General features: G+C 58.6%; 20 protein-coding genes. 13 read left to right on the top strand and 7 right to left on the bottom strand.

The features are described 5' to 3' along the window. The first annotated feature begins 112 nt into the window (after positions 1-112). Positions 113-529, top strand: a complete 417-nt coding sequence (locus tag B150_RS0102500) for a SufE family protein (protein ID WP_020398303.1) — start codon at positions 113-115, stop codon at positions 527-529. 89 nt (positions 530-618) lie between these two features. On the opposite strand, the gene B150_RS0102495 is transcribed toward B150_RS0102500, so the two are convergent. The 4 genes from B150_RS0102495 to pdxR form a co-directional block, all read right to left on the bottom strand. Next, positions 619-1995 (bottom strand): sodium-dependent transporter, encoded by a 1377-nt coding sequence (locus B150_RS0102495; protein ID WP_026168160.1) that lies wholly within the window; start codon positions 1993-1995, stop codon positions 619-621. Between the two features lie 241 nt (positions 1996-2236). Then, positions 2237-3043, bottom strand: coding sequence for a hypothetical protein (locus tag B150_RS0102490; RefSeq protein WP_155859908.1), 807 nt, complete (start codon positions 3041-3043; stop codon positions 2237-2239). Next, the gene (locus B150_RS0102485) at positions 3027-3767 is read right to left on the bottom strand and encodes a carbonic anhydrase (RefSeq protein ID WP_020398300.1); all 741 of its coding nucleotides are present in this window, start codon (positions 3765-3767) and stop codon (positions 3027-3029) included. Before B150_RS0102485 ends, B150_RS0102490 begins: the two co-directional genes overlap by 17 nt. A gap of 104 nt (positions 3768-3871) precedes the next feature. Beyond that, positions 3872-5299: a MocR-like pyridoxine biosynthesis transcription factor PdxR gene (pdxR, locus tag B150_RS19445; RefSeq protein ID WP_020398299.1), complete on the bottom strand. Its 1428-nt coding sequence runs from the start codon at positions 5297-5299 to the stop codon at positions 3872-3874. Positions 5300-5416: 117 nt separating this feature from the next. On the opposite strand from pdxR, the gene B150_RS0102475 reads away from it, so the two are divergent. Genes B150_RS0102475 through B150_RS0102465 form a run of 3 tightly spaced genes read left to right on the top strand, consistent with a single transcriptional unit; the run spans position 5417 to position 7088 of the window. Next, the gene (locus B150_RS0102475) at positions 5417-6079 is read left to right on the top strand and encodes a pyridoxamine 5'-phosphate oxidase family protein (RefSeq protein ID WP_020398298.1); all 663 of its coding nucleotides are present in this window, start codon (positions 5417-5419) and stop codon (positions 6077-6079) included. Position 6080: 1 nt separating this feature from the next. Next, a complete protein-coding gene (locus tag B150_RS0102470) occupies positions 6081-6389 on the top strand; it encodes a DUF1272 domain-containing protein (protein WP_020398297.1) in 309 nt (102 codons plus the stop codon). Positions 6390-6401: 12 nt separating this feature from the next. Beyond that, entirely contained in the window at positions 6402-7088 is a 687-nt protein-coding gene (locus B150_RS0102465) for a GNAT family N-acetyltransferase (protein WP_026168159.1), read from the top strand. A gap of 99 nt (positions 7089-7187) precedes the next feature. Here the strand turns inward: B150_RS0102465 and B150_RS0102460 are convergent, their stop codons facing one another. Next, positions 7188-8120, bottom strand: coding sequence for a DMT family transporter (locus B150_RS0102460; protein WP_020398295.1), 933 nt, complete (start codon positions 8118-8120; stop codon positions 7188-7190). 132 nt (positions 8121-8252) lie between these two features. Between B150_RS0102460 and B150_RS0102455 the strand changes: the two genes are divergently transcribed. Next, the gene (locus B150_RS0102455) at positions 8253-8732 is read left to right on the top strand and encodes an Lrp/AsnC family transcriptional regulator (RefSeq protein WP_020398294.1); all 480 of its coding nucleotides are present in this window, start codon (positions 8253-8255) and stop codon (positions 8730-8732) included. Here the strand turns inward: B150_RS0102455 and B150_RS23510 are convergent. Beyond that, positions 8729-9244 (bottom strand): J domain-containing protein, encoded by a 516-nt coding sequence (locus B150_RS23510; RefSeq protein WP_020398293.1) that lies wholly within the window; start codon positions 9242-9244, stop codon positions 8729-8731. The genes B150_RS0102455 and B150_RS23510 overlap by 4 nt on opposite strands. 206 nt (positions 9245-9450) lie before the next feature. Here B150_RS23510 and B150_RS0102445 point away from each other — a divergent pair, with 206 nt between their 5' ends. Next, entirely contained in the window at positions 9451-10122 is a 672-nt protein-coding gene (locus B150_RS0102445) for a DNA-3-methyladenine glycosylase I (protein ID WP_020398292.1), read from the top strand. A gap of 48 nt (positions 10123-10170) precedes the next feature. Next, a complete protein-coding gene (locus B150_RS0102440; RefSeq protein WP_020398291.1) occupies positions 10171-11286 on the top strand; it encodes an FG-GAP repeat domain-containing protein in 1116 nt (371 codons plus the stop codon). A 46-nt stretch (positions 11287-11332) separates the two neighbouring features. Here the strand turns inward: B150_RS0102440 and B150_RS0102435 are convergent, their stop codons facing one another. Beyond that, the gene (locus B150_RS0102435) at positions 11333-12937 is read right to left on the bottom strand and encodes a phosphoenolpyruvate carboxykinase (RefSeq protein WP_026168157.1); all 1605 of its coding nucleotides are present in this window, start codon (positions 12935-12937) and stop codon (positions 11333-11335) included. Positions 12938-13312: 375 nt separating this feature from the next. Between B150_RS0102435 and B150_RS0102430 the strand changes: the two genes are divergently transcribed. From B150_RS0102430 to B150_RS0102405, 6 genes are read left to right on the top strand one after another with little or no spacing between them, the layout of a single operon-like run. Continuing rightward, the gene (locus tag B150_RS0102430) at positions 13313-14020 is read left to right on the top strand and encodes a response regulator transcription factor (RefSeq protein ID WP_025896950.1); all 708 of its coding nucleotides are present in this window, start codon (positions 13313-13315) and stop codon (positions 14018-14020) included. Between the two features lie 55 nt (positions 14021-14075). After that, positions 14076-15722: a HAMP domain-containing histidine kinase gene (locus B150_RS0102425; RefSeq protein ID WP_026168156.1), complete on the top strand. Its 1647-nt coding sequence runs from the start codon at positions 14076-14078 to the stop codon at positions 15720-15722. Positions 15723-15768: 46 nt separating this feature from the next. Then, positions 15769-16230 (top strand): HPr kinase/phosphorylase, encoded by a 462-nt coding sequence (locus B150_RS19440; protein ID WP_202899739.1) that lies wholly within the window; start codon positions 15769-15771, stop codon positions 16228-16230. Beyond that, positions 16227-17111: an RNase adapter RapZ gene (rapZ, locus tag B150_RS19435; protein ID WP_020398286.1), complete on the top strand. Its 885-nt coding sequence runs from the start codon at positions 16227-16229 to the stop codon at positions 17109-17111. Before B150_RS19440 ends, rapZ begins: the two co-directional genes overlap by 4 nt. A 34-nt stretch (positions 17112-17145) precedes the next feature. Then, a complete protein-coding gene (locus B150_RS0102410; RefSeq protein WP_020398285.1) occupies positions 17146-17544 on the top strand; it encodes a PTS sugar transporter subunit IIA in 399 nt (132 codons plus the stop codon). A gap of 26 nt (positions 17545-17570) precedes the next feature. After that, positions 17571-17852: an HPr family phosphocarrier protein gene (locus B150_RS0102405; RefSeq protein WP_020398284.1), complete on the top strand. Its 282-nt coding sequence runs from the start codon at positions 17571-17573 to the stop codon at positions 17850-17852.

Here is a 17852-nt window from a genome sequence, read left to right as displayed (position 1 = left end):
CTTTGTCGTGCAGTTTTTGGCCTTTAACTCACGGGCCTGATCCTTTAGACACTCGACATTAGGTCGGCCGATTGGCCTGACTGTCAAGCTGCCCTTAAGTTATGGATAGATGATGTCACTGGAAAATACAACGATCGTTGAAATTTTGGACACCTTTGAATTCCTCGAGGATTGGGAAGACAAATACCGCTACATCATCGACCTTGGCCGCAAACTGCCACCGCTTGATGAGAGCGAGATGACCGAGGAATACAAGGTGCGAGGTTGCCAAAGCCAGGTGTGGCTGGTGCCGGAAGTGGCGGATGACGGTCGCATCCATCTGCGCGGTGACAGTGACGCCCATATCGTCAAGGGCCTTGTAGCCATCATGCTGCTGATTTTCTCAGGCAAGACTGCGGCAGAGATCAGAGAGACAGACGCCCGAGCGATCCTGGACCAGCTTGGCCTTGCTTCGCACCTGTCGCCCCTGCGCGCAAACGGCTTGTTCGCGATGGTGGAGCGTATTTACGCGATCGCGGAAGCCGCATAAGCGCCGCGCATTTCCCGCACATATTTCGCACACAGTGCGCACAAAAAAGGGGCCGCGTGGCCCCTTTTCCATATTCTTTGTGTCTAGGCTTAGCCCATCATCGGTTGGATGATCGTGTCATAGATGATGTTCACAAACACTGCGAAGATCGCCACTGGGCAGATGAAGCGCACGAGGAAATACCAGATGCGGAAGTTCTTATCCTCGATTGCCAGCTCATCCATCATGGCCTTGCGGCTGACGAACCAGCCCACGAAGATCATCATGAACATGGCGCCGAGCGGCATGATGATGTTGTTGGTGAAATAGTCCTTCACGTCCATGATGGTCATGCCACCAAAGAAGGTAAGGTCGCCAAGAAGGTTGCCTGGCTGACCGAAGGACGACAGCGTGCCCAGAAGGAAAGCCGCAAAACCGATGGTCGCCGTTACTTTCTTGCGGCTCCAGCCCGTGCGTTCCTCGATGTAGGATACACCTGGCTCGAGAAGCGAGATGGAGCTTGTGATCGCGGCAACAGCAAGGAGCGCGAAGAAGAGCGGGCCGATAATCTCGCCCATCGGCATCTGACCAAACGCAATCGGAAGCGTCATGAACACGAGGCCGCCGCCGCCGCCCGGGTTCAGGCCATAGGCAAACACGATCGGGAAGATCGCGAGGCCAGCCATCAGCGCAACCGCGCTATCGGCACCAGCAATGGTGATCGCGGATTTCGGGATGTTCACATCCTTCGGCAGGTAGGAGCCGTAGGTCATGATTGAACCCATCGCGAGCGAGAGCGAGAAGAAAGACAGCCCAAGGGCATTCAGTATCTTGTCGCCCGTCAGCGCATGGAAGTTCGGACGGAACAGGAAGTTCAGCGCCTCACCGAAAGCACCGGTTACTGCAGAGTAGATCATCAGCATCACAAGGATGGCGAACAGCGCCGGCATCAGCACGGTTACGGCTTTCTCAAGCCCGCCCTGCACGCCACGCGCCACGATACCCACGGTGATGGCCATGAAGGCAAAGTGGGCCACAATCGGCTGCACCGGGTCTGCGATGAAGGTCAGGAATGTCTCGGTCGACTTGGCGGCATCAAAGCCGCCGAAACCCATGGCTGCCTTGACGATATAGGCCAGCACCCAGCCACCCACCAGCGAATAGAAGCTGATGATGATGAAGGCACCAACGATACCGGACCAGCCCAAAAGGCCCCACATCGTGCTGCGGCCTTCTTCGGTCGCGATGGATTTCATGGTGTAGACCGGGTTCTTCTGCCCACGACGGCCGAGCGACAGCTCAGCGATCAGGCAGGGTGTGCCGATGATAAAAACAAAAAGCAGGTACAGTAGGACGAATGCACCGCCGCCACCTTCACCTGCTTCATACGGAAATTTCCAGATATTGCCGAGGCCGACAGCACTGCCGACAGCGGCCATGATAAACGCCCAGCGGGATGACCACTGTGCGTGTTGAGTTCCAGCCATTTATTTCCCTCTCCCCAGAGTACGCTTCACGGGGGCGCATACATCCGCGCCTGTGTCTTATACATCTGCTGTAGTGTGGCAATATCCCCTACCGCCACAAGCTGCTTTAAAAAGGTGGCACAAGAGGCCACGCCTTATAAATCGGGCGCCATCTTATGCGGATGACGCCCCGACTACCAGCCCGAATTTAGCCCGTCAACTGGCCTGCGCTCAATGCAGACTTTAGAGACAGGTTCATAAGTTATTCTGATGTATCCATAACCGCGCAATATTCGCCCTGGCTTTTGACCTGCGCGCACAAGTTGCTGGCGTCGCCTTTCTCACTGGTGCGCACACCAAGGCGGAGTGCATAACCGTTCACGTTCACTTCCCACTGGTCGATGATGCCGTCTAGCGCCGGGTATTGTTTGGTCAGGCTTTCCTTGCCCGCGTTGGCGTGGTCGTAAGACCGGTAGGAAGCCAGATGCGCGAACCAGCGGCCGAGCGGTGAACTGCTTGAGGGCCGCGTTACATCACGGCGCGGGCCGTTCCCGCCAGCGGCAGGCGCCGTGCGTGTGACGTCGGCTGGCTTGCTTGTGGTGGGAGGAAGACCGGGGCCAAAGCGCATGGGCTCATTGCGGGCCACATCCATGGACTGGAGCTGCGATGCGATCAGCGCGAGGCGGCGGCCGGCTTCAGCACTCACCGGGCCGTCGGCCAGAACCACACTGCCGCAGTGCGCGAAAACGCCGTCCTGCGCGCCGGACGACATCAGGGTTGCGTAGATCTGCCGTGCCGCGATCGGACGTCCGCTTTCTTCAAAGGCGAGACCGGTGTAGAAACGGTCAGCAGGCGAGAGGAGCGGTTCCGAGGTCATGATGCGGGCCGCATCTGCCGCGCGGCCTTCACATAGTGCCTGTTCAACCATGGGGTTGATACGCTGGGTGGTGGTGCCGCCCGCCATGCGGCTTGGCCCATTGCCGCCACAGGCGGCAAGGGCAAGGACGGTCATCAACAGGGCAGCAGGCCGGAACCCCGCCGCTCTACGAATGTCAGTTTGGCAGTGCATCTAGGATCATCCGGTTGTTGCGCGGCTGCAGGGGACGCGCGTTTTCCCCCATGATGCCGCGCAGGGTGGCTATCTGCTGGCTCGAGAACTCTACCGGTTCCTTCATTACGTACCAATTCACGCCCTCGCTGCAGGGCGGTGTCGTCAGGGACCCCATATACCGGTAATAGGCGTGATCGTTTGGCATCAGGTCACGCGCATTCACCTTGACCTCGGGCCGACGGCTCGTCTGGTCAGGTTCTAGCGGTACATAGGGCAAAATCTCTTCCGCCGCTGCATTGGGGCGACCTTCCTTTACGAGCACAGCAATGCGGGCCAGTGAGCCGTCCGCTGCCTTGTGATCGAAATGGATTTCAAGCGGGAAGCTTGTGGTCAGCACCTTGTGCTCTGCCGGGGTATGGAAATGGAAATTCATCAGCTCAAAGAGCTTGGGGCCAACCTTCATCACACTGCCGGAGGCATAGTTGAACTTCACCGTGTGGCGGTCATTGACCATATCAACGGGCGCGACGCTATACAGCGTCTCCAGCCGGTTCATATAAACCGCTTCCGTGCCCTCGATCACGATGGGCGACTGCATGGAACCATTGGCGCATACGCTTGAGAGAGAACCCCAGCTATCGGCGCCATTTGATCCGGAATAACTCCAGTCATCCTGTGCAAAAGCTGCTGCGGCCAGTGCAGATGCCGCCAAAAGTGAGCCCAGCGATTGTCTGAAATTCATAACTCTCTCCTGAATACCGGTGCTTAGCTGTGTGGCCCCATTCGCTGCACGCTTGTCCACGCGCTTCACCCCTTGGCGCATAGGCTACACCGTGGGAAAATTTATTAAAAGCCCGTTTGTTGATTGAGGATGGCTGCCAACTCTTTGACCCGGCTCTCGATTTCGCGTTCGGGGATGTTGGCAAAGCCAAACAGCAGGCCCTGCCGCGGCGTGCACTGGCTATAGGTGCCGGAAAGCGGGGATGCGCCGATGCCCGCCCGCCCCACAATGATCGCGAGGCGTTTATCGTCCGGCAGCTCGGCACCGTCGCGGCAGAAGCCGACGATATGAAGGCCGGTGTCAGAGGCGGGTATCTCAAACCACGGATTGAGGTAGGTTGCCGCGGCACCAAGGAAGGCAGCCAGGCGTTTTTTATGGACCGCGCGCAATCGCCTGATATGCCGGGCAAAATGCCCTTCTTCGATGAAGCGCGCCAGCAGCATCTGGTTGCTGATTGAGGGGAAACTGTCTGTCGCCATGCGTTGGCGCAGGAGATTTGGCACCATATCCTTCGGTACCACGAGGTAACCGAGCCTAAGGGCGAGAAACAGGGTTTTCGAGAAGCTGCCGCTGTAGATAACCCGTTTGCCGCCATCAATGCCCTGCAGCGAATTGATGGGTCGCCCGGCATAGCGAAATTCGCTGTCGTAATCGTCTTCGAGCACATAACAATCTTGCGCCTTCGCCCATTCAAGCACCTCAAGTCGCCGCCTGAGCGGCATGGTGTGCCCAAGGGGATACTGCCGTGACGGGCAAGTGACAAAAATGCCGACAGGGCCACCAATGTCAGGGATCAGGGCGCCATCCCGGTCGATGGGGGTAAAATGCAGCGGGTGGGGCAAGGTCGCCGCCGCCGCTGCCATGCCGGGGTAGCCTGGGTCCTCGAGCACGATGGCGCGTTCAGGTGCGATCACCCCACCCGACAGCAAGTGGAAGCCCTGCTGGATGCCGGAGGTGATGATCACCTGATCGGCATCCGCCACCACACCGCGTGCGGCGGACAGGTATGTCGCAATTGCCTGCCTGAGTGGCAGGTAACCCGCAGGGTCGTTATAGAGCAGCTGGCTTTCGGTTGCGCTCCGCCACACGCTGCCTGAAAGCCGCGACCATATATCGATGGGGAACTGGTCAAGCGCTGGCATGCCGGCGAGTGGCCGCTTGAGCGGGCGGGCATGAAGGCCTGTCACTGGTGCCTGCTCGACCGCGCGTACCTGCAGGGACGTGTCCGGCAGGTCGGTGCTGACATAGGTGCCGGCGCCCTGCCGCGTCTCAAGATAACCTTCGGCGATCAGGTGGTCGTAAGCGGCGAGCACCGTGTTGCGCGACACCTCCAGCCGCTCGGCGAGCGCTCGGGTCGCGGGAAGGCGGCGGCCAGAGGGCAAGCGACCATCAAGAATGGCACCGCGCAGCATGGCCTGAAGCTGCTCATTCAACGGTGCTGCGCTTGCCGTATCAAGTCCCGGCGTAAACAGGGTTTCAAACATGCCGTCCATAAATTGGTACCATGGATTTGACGATATTGGTTCTTTCAGGGGTATCAATATAGCCGCAATCTGCGCTTACGGAAAAGCACCAAAATGCCGAACCCCAGCGGCAGCGAGGATAGTAGAATGAGTGAGTTTGCGAAAACCGACAGGAACCGCGTCAAGCGGGGCCACAAACGTGCGCTTTATGATGAGGATACGGTCCACCGCATCCTTGATAGCCACTTCCTGTGCCATGTGTCTTTCGAGATTGCAGGCCAGCCCCATATTGTGCCCACCAGCTACTGGCGGGAGGGTAACCGCCTTTACTGGCACGGCGCGTCAAAAAGCCGGATGATCCAGCACCTCTCAGGCGGCAACCCGGCCAGTGTGTGCGTGACGCAGCTTGATGGGCTGGTGCTTGCGCGTTCCGCTTTCAACACCAGTGTCAACTACCGCTCGGTCATCTGTTTTGGCGTGCCGGAACTGGTGACCGACGACGCGGAATTTGATCGCCAGATGGAACTGTTTTTCGACCTTCTCGCACCCGCGCGCTGGGGCCAGCTTCGGCCCATGACCGCGCAGGAGCGCAAGGCCACCGGCATGGTTGTGATGGAAATTGAAGACGCGAGCGCCAAGGTGCGCGCGGGCGGCCCCGGTGACGCGGATGAGGCTGACTGGCCCATCTGGGCCGGGCATGTGGACATTCACACCGTTTCGGGCAGCGCGCATGAGGCGCCCGAGGGCGCGCAGGCACCGCTTAATCACGGTGTGCTGCCAACATATCACCGTCTGCGGCAGGAGAAATAAGATGCTGGACCTGAGACCATCCTGTGAACATTGCGACTGTGACCTGTCACCTGAGAGCAGAGATGCCATGATCTGTTCTTTTGAATGCACTTTCTGCAGCACCTGCGTGGATGAGGTGCTGAAAGGCGTATGCTCCAACTGCGGCGGCAATTTTGTACCGCGTCCCATTCGCCCTGCAAAAGAATGGCGCGAAGGTGTCTCGCTCGCGCGTTTTCCCGCCAGCACCAAAAGGGTGCACAAACCAAAAGACCCCGCCGAACAAACTGCCTTTGCGGCATCCGTCGCCACTGTTGCGCCGGAGAACAGATAAGCGAGACATGTGATGAGTGACCTATCAAACTGGAAGCCCTGTGCAACACCGGGTCGGGTGGCGCTTGACGGCACCTATACGCGGCTTGAGCCGCTGAACTGGGACACACACGGCGAGGGCCTCGCGACGGCGGTCGCCGGGCATGATAGCGATGAGCTGTGGCACTATATGGCTTATGGCCCGTTTGAGGGCGTGCACGACCTGCGGCAGGCATTTGATGCAGCTATTCGTGCGCAGGGTTGGTGCACCATGGTGATCCGTGCACGGGCGAGCGGTGAAATCCTTGGTATGGCCAGCTATATGCGCAACCGCGAAACCATGGGCAGCACCGAGGTGGGCTGTGTGACATTCGCCAAGAAACTGCAGCGCACCACGATCGCGACCGAAGCCATCTACCTCATGGCGCGGCACGTGTTCGAAGACCTTGGCTACCGGCGGTTCGAATGGAAATGCCATGCGCAGAATGCGGCATCCATGCGTGCGGCTGTTCGCTTTGGTTTCATATATGAAGGCACGTTCCGCAACGACATGGTTTTCAAGGGCCGGAACCGGGATACGGCCTGGTATTCCATGATTGATAGCGAATGGCCTGATCTCGACGCTGCATTCCGCGCCTGGCTCAGTCCTGAGAATTTTGACGAGGCCGGCCAGCAGCGCGCGACGCTGGAAGCCTACCGTAAGGCGCTACAGGCAGCTTAAAAAAAAGGCCTGAGCCGCCCCTTGGGGGCATGCTCAGGCAGGGTGCTGGGTAAAGAGGTATCCTCTGGTGTGTTGGGGGAGAGGCTTTACCCGGAGGGGTTAAGACACCTCTGGCACATGCGCGGTGTCCCGCTTGCGCCGAATGGGTTTGATGCGGATGCCAAGGGCAATGGCAATCCCGGCCATGATGGTGATCAGGCCTGCGAACTCAATCAATGTTGGCACTTCATCGAGCATCAGGAACGACAGCAGCACCGCAATGACCGGCGTCAGCGCATTGATGATCGACGCACGGCCTGAGCCCAATATGCCCACAGCCTTGTTGAACAGCAGCAGTGCGACAGTGGCGGACAGAATACCCTGCCACAAACCCTGCAGCGCGAGGGTTTCAAGGGGGAGCGAGGTCAGGCCCTCGCCGTAGCCCGCAAGCGCCAACCCACCCACAAGAATGAGAGAGAGGAACGCCACGCGCGAGGCAACACGAAGCCCATCCATCGGCCAGCGGCGCAGCAGGAAGGTGTAGGTTGCCCAGCTCAGGCCACCCGCCATCAGTAGCATGTCGCCGAACATGGTGCGCAGGCCACCCGCTGCACCACCCGCAAGGCCACCAAGCCCGATGAGAATGAGTACAGCACCGAAGGCGCGCAGTTTGGTGAGCCGGTCACCAAGCCAAAGGTGCGCGGCCATGAGGCTCACGAGCAGTACCGTTCCGGGGATGATGACACCGCCGTGGCTCGCCGGCGCATATTCAAACGCGCTGGTGACGAGAAGCGCATAGGGCGTGCCTGCAAAAAGCGCGAAGACGGCAGCCTTGCCCCAGTCCCGAAGGGTGGAAGGACCACGCAGTGCAAAGGGAGCAAGCAGGATACCGGCAACAAGAAAGCGCAGCATCACCACCTGCACAGGGCTGATGTTCGCCTTGACGCCCATGGTGGTAATCACCGGCCATGCGCCCCAGATAAGGGCGGCACCAAGCCCGCAGGCAATGCCAAGGCTCGCGCCGGGTGTGGGGGTGCTCATGTCTTGCTGCATGGCGCTATTCCTGCTGTCGTTTCTCGCTTTCCTTAAATGTAGGTGTGTTCGCGCATTTTTTCTTCGCAAATTTCCTTACTTTGCGATAAAAAAATTCTTCCTTATGCGAAAATGTGATGGAAAAAATTAAAAATGGCCGAACTTGATAGTTTTGACCTCAAAATTCTCGATTTGATGCAGGAAAACAGCCGCCAGACTGCCGAGGTCATCGGCGAAAAAATTGGTTTGTCGCCTGCGGCGACCCAGCGCCGCATCAAAAAACTGCGCGAAGAAGGCACGATCAAGAAGGAAGTGGCCATCCTGTGTCCGAATGCGCTCGGCGGTCGCACAACCCTGATTGTGCAGATCATCTGCTCCTGCGGTGGGGAGGCGACGATCGAGACCTTCAAGCAGCAGATGCTTCAGGTGCCGGAGGTGCAACAGTGCTACTATGTGACCGGCTCGACCGACTTCATCCTCATCATGACCGTGAAGGACATGAAGGACTTTGACCGCATCACGCGCAAATGGTTCTTCTCCAACCCCTCTATCGGGCGGTTCGAGACCATCGTGGCGATTGATACATTCAAGGAAGGCTTCAGCATCCCGCTTGGGCAGGCCGCAAGCACCTAATAGCTCTTTTCCTTCAAAAGGTCATAGGCTGTCTGGATTTGGTGGAAACGTTCCGCGGCTGCGGGGTCGCCGGGGTTGGCGTCCGGGTGGTAGATTTTCGCGAGCTTACGGTACTGCTTCTTGATCAGTTCCTGGCTGGCGCCGGGGTCGATCTCAAGCGTGTCATAGGCCGCGTTCTCGGTTGAGGTGAAACCGTCCGCGTCCGTCGCGCCGCCCCACTCGAACGTGCGGGAACTCGCAAATGCGTCTGAGCGTTCGCCACTGTCGTTCATGTGGCGCTTGGCTTCCTCGTCGCTCATGCCCTGGAAAAAATCCCAGTTCTTGTTGTATTCGGCGGCGTGCGGGCGGCAGAAGTACCAGCGCTCATTCGAACCCGGTGCCTTGGGGGCCGGGTGTGCGCCCTTCTCGGAGCAGCCCGAATAGTCGCACATGCGCACAGGCTCTGCGTCCTTGTCGCGCCCATACTCGCCCCAACGGGGGAAACCGAAACTTTTAATGTAGTCGCTTGCCATGGGATCATTATAAGCCGCAGGGGCTTTTCTGTCTTGTGTTCTTGTCCATAAACCGGGTCCGGTAATCTGGTGGAGGGGGGCGAGGATTGCAAGGCCTAGTTTGTGGTGCACGCCTGCGCCGCCTTGGTGCAGGGCTGGGCCAATATGAGGCTTGCTGCCCCCGCCGCACCACCCTAGGCTTGCGAAAACGACAAGGGGAACAGGCCATGAGAACATATGACGAGATTTTTGCCATAGCAGTAGAACGCAAAGGCAGCGTAGCGGCCGTTGAAGCGCAGCTGCCGCAGGTAAAAAGCGCGGATGAGATTACCGCCATCGGTGATGACCGCATCCTCGCGGGCATGACCCGCGCCATTTTTCAGGCCGGTTTCAGCTGGAAAGTGATCGACGCCAAATGGCCGGGTTTTGAGGAAGCGTTCGAGGGCTTTGTGCCCGTGCGCTGGAAATTCATGTCGGACGATGATCTGGACGACCTCCTCAAGGACAAACGCATTGTACGGAACGGCCCCAAGATCATGACCGTGCGCGATAACGCCATTCTCTTGTGTGACCTTGAGGATGAATACGGCTCCGCCGCCAAATGTATCGCGGACTGGCCAATGGAAGACTTTGTCGGGCTCCTTGAGATGCTCAAGAAACGCGGCAGCCGGCTTGGCGGCAACACGGGGCCTTATTTCCTGCGTTTCCTTGGCAAGGACGGTTGGGTTCTGGGCCGCGACGGCGTGGCAGCCCTCATCCGCGAAGGCGTGGTGGACAAGGAACCCACCGGCAAAGGTGCCCTGCGCGCGGTGCAGGAAGCCTTCAATGAGTGGGCGGCGGACAGCGGCCGCAGCTTTGCGCAAATCTCCCGCACCCTTGCGATGAGCATTGATACGTAACATCTATGCCTGACAAGAAACGAAAAAACACGACGGAGGAAATTTGGTATGCGGCATATGATGATGGCGCTGGCGCTCGGGTGCGCCCTCACGCCAGCATCGCTTGCGGACGCAGGCGAAGCGCTGTTTTCGGACAAGCGGTCTTACCCCGTGGGGGCGGAGAATTACCGCACAGCGGGCCTTGCGCTTGGCGACGTGGATGGGGATGGCGACCTTGACCTTGTCGAGGCCAATGGCCGCCACTGGGCGCAGCCAAGCTATATCTATTATAACGCCGGGAACCGTTTCACCTCACGTATGAAACTCGGTACGCTTGAGGTCACGAGCTATACCGCTCACCTCGCGGATATCGACGGCGATGGTGACCTTGATGTGATCTCGGCGTCCGACCGCTACGCCAACCAGATTTACCTGAATGACGGCAAAGGCAACTTTGGCGAGCCCATATGGTTTGGGGAAGGCTCATCTGCTACCCGCAGCATCACGGTGGCCGATGTAAACGGCGACGGTGCGCTTGATATCCTTGAAATATGCCGCGGCAGCGCGAACCATATTTTCCTGAACGATGGCAGGGGCGGCCTATCGGCACCAATCCCGTTCGGGAACGGCGAAGATTCGACCCTCGATGTCGCGGTGGCGGACATGAACGGCGACGGCAGCATGGACCTCGTGCTCGCGAACCGGGACGGTCAGCAGAACCAGATCCTGCTTGGTGTGGGCGATATGACGTTCGGCCACGCCATCCCCTTTGGACGCGGCAACGATGATACCCGCGGTGTGGTGGTTGCAGACATGAACGGTGACGGCCTTCTGGATATCGTGACCGCGAACATCGAAGCCGCCAATGACGTGATCCTCAACAAGGGTGACGGCTCCTTTGAGACCATCTCATCCTTTGGTGGTGAGGCGGACGCAACCTATGCCATTGTCGGCGCGGATATTGATGGTGATGGGGACACCGATATCGTGGTCGGTAACGACGAAGGCGTGAACCAGCTTTTCCTCAACGACGGAAAAGGCGGCCTGACTCTGAATGCAGAGTTTGGCGAGCCGGATTCAGCCACCTATGCCATCACTGTCGGCGACGTGAACGGCGACGGCAAGCTTGATATCGTCACCGGCAATTCAGACAGCCAGAACTGGACCTATTACCAGCACAAATAAAAACGGGGCCGCCAGGGCCCCGTCTCGTTCATTCTTTTAAGATGCCTTACGCGGCTTTTGGTGCGGCGGCGATCACGCTCGCGTCCACATGGCCCGCGAAGGTCTCGAAGTTCTTCACGAACAGGCTCACGAGGTAGGACGCTTTGGCGTCATAAGCTGCCTTGTCCGCCCAGGTTTCGCGCGGGTTCAGGATCTGCGTGTCCACACCCGGCACAACCTCCGGCACTTCGAAGCCGAAGTTCGGGTCAATGCGCATCGGTGCCATGTTGAGGCTGCCGTCAAGCGCGGCGTGCAACAGCGCGCGCGTTACCTTGATCGGCATGCGGTTGCCGGTACCGTATTCGCCGCCGGTCCAGCCGGTGTTCACGAGCCAGCAGTTCACGCTGCCTTCCGCGATTTTCTTGCGCAGCAGGTCGCCATATACACTCGGGTGACGCGGCATGAAGGGCGCACCAAAGCAGGTGGAGAATGTCGCCTGCGGCTCTTTCACGCCAATCTCGGTGCCCGCAACCTTCGCGGTGTAGCCCGAGAGGAAGTGATACATCGCCTGCTCCGGCGTTAGGCGTGCGATGGGCGGCAGCACGCCGAATGCGTCAGCGGTGAGCATGATGATATTCTTCGGCTTACCGCCGCGGTTATGCTCAGACGTGTTCGGAATGAAACCTATCGGATACGCGCCGCGGGTGTTCTCGGCGAGCGTGTTGTCGTCAAGGTCCAGTTCGCGGGTTTCCTCGTCCATCACTACGTTTTCGAGGATGGTGCCGAAACGCTTGGTGGTGGCGTAAATCTCAGGCTCGGCTTCTTCCGACAGGCGAATGAGCTTGGCATAGCAGCCGCCCTCGAAGTTGAACACGCTGTCGTCCGACCAGCCATGCTCGTCATCACCGATGAGCGTGCGGCTCGAGTCCGCAGAAAGCGTTGTCTTGCCGGTGCCGGAAAGGCCGAAGAAGATCGCCACGTCACCCTCGTCACCAATGTTGGCGGAACAGTGCATCGGCATGATGCCTTTTTCCGGCAGCAGGTAGTTGAGGATAGAGAAGACGGACTTCTTGTTTTCGCCCGCGTATTCGGTGCCGCCAATAAGCACGAGGCCTTTGGAGAAGTTTACTGCAATCACGGTCTCGGACCGGCAACCCATGGTGGCTGGGTCAGCGCGGAAGCTCGGCAGGTTGATGATGGTGAACTGCGGTGCCATCGTTGCAAGCTCTTCCCGCTCAGGGCGCACAAGCATGGTGCGGCAAAAGAGGCTGTGCCAGGCGTATTCGCCCACGGTGCGCACGGCTACGCGGTGCTCAGGGTCAGAGCCGCCCCAAAGGTCCTGAACAAAAAGATCCTTGCCTTTCATGTGGGCAAGGAACGCTTTGTGGAGGGTCTCGAACTGTTCGGGGGTCATCGGGCGGTTTACGTCGCCCCACCATACGGTGTTCTCTGTCATCTCGTCGCGAACGGTGAATTTGTCATTCGCGGAACGGCCGGTGTGTTTGCCGGTTTTGACAACCAAAGGGCCATCCTTGGCCATTTTGCCTTCACCGCGACGAATCGCTTCTTCATAGAGCTGTGCGGTTTCGAGATTCCAGTATTGGTTACCGGTGTCGGTGATACCTTGCGCATCAAGACCGACATTGCTTAGACGGGCGCCAAAGACTTGCAACGTCTTGTCCTCCAAGTGATTATTGGGGCCGCTCCATGCTGGCCGTAGCCGGTACAGAGCACTAGTGCCGGGCGGTTTTTATCTGGTGCCTCGGCTTATTATTATCGCGCGCCTGAGGCGCGTCGGAGAGCCAAACTTGCGGAATTGAACCCGGAAATCAACTTGAATCTGACGCCCCAAAAAATGATAGCGCTGTCAATTCTGATTGTGCCGACACCGTGCCCAAACTTGGGCCATTTGTGTGCCACTATTTTGTCTTAAAGTGCTCTTAACCCTTTACCTTGATCCGGATTCAGGCAAAGACTTGTTATTGCTTCGGAAATAACAGGGAGGCTCCCGGATCAGGGTGAACGGTACATGGAAGAGGGAAACAAAATGACCGCACAAATTGCGCTCGTCGATGACGATCGTAACATCCTGACCTCGGTAACCATCGCGCTTGAGGCTGAGGGTTTTCGCGTGCGCACATATCCTGACGGCCAGAAAGCATGGGACGCACTCTCCAAGAACCCTGCAGACCTTGCAGTGCTGGATATCAAGATGCCGCGCCTTGATGGCATGGAGCTTCTGCGCAAGCTGCGTGAAGTGACCGATATGCCGGTGATTTTCCTCACCTCCAAGGACGAAGAGATTGACCAGGTGCTTGGCCTTCGCATGGGTGCAGATGATTACATCGGCAAACCCTTCTCGCAGCGCCTGCTGATTGAACGTATCCGCGCGCTCCTGCGCCGGATGGAAATGATCAAGAAGTCGCCGGAAGAACTGGTGGACGAGAAAGAGGAAGTGCTGATCCGCGGTAACCTGACGCTCGATCCCCTGCGCCACCGCGTAACGTGGAAAGACAAGGACGTGACCCTGACGGTGACCGAATTCCTGATCCTGCAGGCGCTTGCCATGCACCCAGGCCACGTGAAAAGCCGCGACCAGTTGATGGACACCGCCTATTCGGACGATGTCTATGTGGATGACCGCACCATCGACAGCCACATCAAACGCCTGCGCAAGAAATTCCGCGCGGTGGCTGATGACTTCGATGCGATTGAGACCTTGTACGGTGTGGGCTATCGCTACCGCGACGCCTAAAGCATAGCGTAGAGCGCGGGGTAGACCCCCGCGTTTTTCACCCGGGGGCCAGAAATTGCGACAGCAGGTAAGTGACCGCGCAGAAAACGGGCGAGGGCGAACAACTCGCCCGCGTCACTATACGCGCGGCCTGTCGCCTCTCATGGTGCGCATCATGGTTGTGAACTCCATGGCGCTCCTCATTCTTGTGGGCGGTGTGCTTTACCTCAACCAGTTCCGCCTCAACCTCATCAACGACCGTATCGACACTCTCCTTATTCAAGGTGAGATCATTGCCGGGGCTTTAGGTGAATCTGCCGTGGGCGGCGCGGAATCAACCGAGATTGATCTTGCCCCCGCTCGTCAGATTTTAACCCGCCTCGTGGGGCCGACCGACAACCGTGCGCGTGTATTTGCGACCGATGGCCGCCTGCTCGCGGACAGCCGGTTCCTTGCAGGTGACAAGCGCCTCATTGAAGAGGAACTGCCGGCCCTTGAAGCCAAGCCCGGCTTTTTCGAGCAGCTCGAGGACGGCCTACACCGTTTGCTTGATGGTCTGGCGCCGCGCCCCGAAGCGCCGGTGAGCGTGGACCGGCCCGGCATGCGCGGGGCTGACTTCATGGAAGTCACAACCGCCATGGAAGGCTTGCCCACCTCGCAGTTGCGCACACGCGCTGACGGCAAGCTGGTCATCAATATCGCCGTCCCCATCCAGCGGTTCCGCCGGGTGCTCGGGGTGCTGTTGCTGACCGCGCAAACCGAGGACATCGACCGTATCGTACGCGCGGAACAGATGTTGACGGTGAAGGTTTTTGGCGGTGCGCTTCTTGCCACCATCCTGCTGTCCTTCTTCCTTGGTCGTACGCTTGTGCGCCCCATCCGCGTGCTGGCGCGCGCGGCGGAGCGGGTGCGGGGTGCCATCGGGCGCGAAGAAAACATCCCCGAATTTGCTGAACGCATGGACGAGATTGGCGATCTCTCGCGCTCGCTTTCTGATATGACGCGGGCGCTTTATAACCAGATCGACGCGGTAGAGCAGTTTGCCGCCGATGTGGCGCATGAGATCAAGAACCCACTCTCAAGCATGCGCAGCGCGCTTGAAACCCTGCAGATGACGGACAAGCCGGAAGTGCAGGCGCGGCTTTTTGCCATTCTGCGCGACGATGTGAAACGTATCGACCGCCTGATCACCGATATTTCCGCCGCGTCCCGTCTTGATGCGGAACTGACCCGCGGCGAGATGGAGGAGTTTGACCTCGCCATCATGCTCAAGATGCTGGTGGATGCCTATACGACCGCCAACAACCGCCGCGGTGTGGAGGTGATCCTGCCTGACTATGAAGCCGGTGTGTTCATGATCCGCGGCATTGAAGCGCGGCTTGGGCAGGTGTGGCGTAACCTTATAGACAACGCCATCAGCTTCAGCCCGGAAAGTGGCAAGGTCACTATCGCAGTGATGCGCACGGGCGGTCGGGTCACTGTCACGGTCGAAGATGAAGGCCCCGGCATGCCGGAAGGCGCGGAGGAAAAAATCTTCAACCGCTTCTACTCCGAGCGGCCGGACACGGAAGCCTTTGGTTCTCATTCCGGGCTTGGGCTGGCCATCTCGCGTCAGGTTGTGGAAGCCCACGGTGGGCATATTTTTGCCGAAAACAAAATTGCCGATGATGGGTCTACCTCCGGCGCGCGCTTTGTCGTAGAGTTGCCCCTCCTGAGGACATAAGCCTGTTTCAAATGCAGGTGTTGGCCTGAAAATGAGGGCGAGGGCAGTGCAAAACTCCATTCATGGAACAGTTGTTGATGTAGCGGGCGTAGGGGTGCTTCTGCGTGGGCCATCAGGCGCGGGCAAGTCTGACCTCGGGCTCAGACTCATTGACCGCGGCGCGGTGCTGATTGCCGATGACAGGGTGTGCCTGCGGCGCGGCAGCCGCGGCATTGTGGCATCCGCCCCAGATAATATTTACGGTGTCATTGAGGTCAGGGGACTTGGGCTGATGTCTATCCCCGCCACGAAATTCAGCCTCGTGAAGCTTGTTGTCGACCTCGTGGACGCGCATGAGGTGCCACGCCTTCCTCTCCGTCAGACGACGGTGCTGGAAGGTGTTGAGTTGCCGCTCGTTAATCTCCATGCGTTCGAGATTTCAGCGCCGGTGAAGATCGAACTGGCCTTGCGTTACCCGGACCAGATCGGCGATGTAAGGGCGATGAGCGAGCGGAGAAAAAAACGATGATGCAAGGCGAGTGCAGGCAGGTCGTGATTGTGACCGGGCTGTCGGGGGCGGGCAAGTCATCCGCGCTGCATGCCTTCGAGGATATCGGCTTTCAGGCCATCGACAATCTCCCGCTGACCATGCTCTCCAACCTTGTTGATGAAGCCATGGCGGGCGACAGCTCCTCGCCCATTGCGGTGGGAATTGATTCGCGCACCTTGCATTTTTCTCCCGCACAGTTTGCGAAAAGTGTGCAAGACCTGCGCACGCGGGATGATATTTCGCTGCACGTGCTTTTCATGGACGCGTCCGACGATGTGCTGATGAAGCGCTTCTCCGAAACCCGCCGTGTTCACCCCTTAAGCGAGGGTCAATTGCTGCGCGCGGCCATCCATCAGGAGCGCGAACAGATGGTGCCGGTCCGCGAACTGATGGACGGCCTCATTGATACCAGCCACCGCACCGGAGCCGAGACAAGGCGCATAATCCTCAACCGTTTCAACGCTGTAAACGTGCCGAACATGGTGGTCACGCTTATGTCCTTCGGCTTTGCGAATGGCGTGCCGCGCGACGCGGATATGGTGCTTGATGTGCGGTTTTTCAGGAACCCGCATTATGTCGCTGAGCTCAAACCCAAAACGGGCCTTGAGATTGAGGTCTCGAGTTATGTGAAAGAGGATGAAGGCTTTGAACCCTTCATTGAAAAGACGCTTGAGCTCATCAATTTCCTGCTGCCGCGCTACCGGGATGAGGGAAAATCCTATCTCACGCTTGCAATTGGCTGCACAGGCGGCAAACATCGGTCGGTAACGGTGGTGGAGCATATTGCAGGTCAATTGGCGCTCGACGGCATGACGGTCAATCGCTACCATCGTGAAATCGCCGGGGACACGGGACGGTAGGCCCCCATCAGGCTAATAATAAGAGGTCATGTGTATGATAGGTATGGTGTTGGTAACGCATGGGCGTCTTGCGGATGAGTTTATCGCCGCAACCGAACATGTGGTGGGTGCGCAGGAGCAGATCCGGGCAATCTGTATCGGCCCCGATGATGATATGGAACAGCGCCGCCAGGAAATCATGGATGCGGTCAAGGACGTGGATAGCGGCAGCGGTGTCGTTCTGCTGACCGACATGTTCGGCGGGACGCCGTCGAACCTTGCTATCTCGCTTCTCGAGAAAGACCGGGTTGAGGTGATCGCAGGTATCAACCTGCCCATGCTGATCAAGCTTGCAAGCGTGCGTCACGGCGCCAGCCTGCAGGAATCGGTAGAAGCCGCCAAGGAAGCAGGCATTAAATATATTAACGTCGCCAGCCAGGTGCTGGGCGGCTGAGTTTCGGAGTAGGGGGAGTACTGAGTATGTCAGACGACAATCTTTCAAAAACTGTCGGGATCGTGAACCAACGCGGCTTGCATGCGCGGGCCAGCGCACGGTTCGCGACCGAAGCCGGGCGCTACAACGCCGATGTCGCGGTCTCGAAGGACGGTGTGCAGGTGACCGGCACGTCCATCATGGGGCTTATGATGCTGGGCGCCGCCAAGGGGGATGAGATCATCATTTCCGCGGGCGGCGATGAAGCATTTGCAGCTGTCGAGGCGCTATCGGCGCTGGTGTCCAACCGCTTCGGCGAGCCGGAATAA

This window comes from Kordiimonas gwangyangensis DSM 19435 = JCM 12864, assembly GCF_000375545.1.
GTDB lineage: Bacteria > Pseudomonadota > Alphaproteobacteria > Sphingomonadales > Kordiimonadaceae > Kordiimonas > Kordiimonas gwangyangensis.
This window is presented reverse-complemented; position numbering and strand designations above follow the sequence as displayed.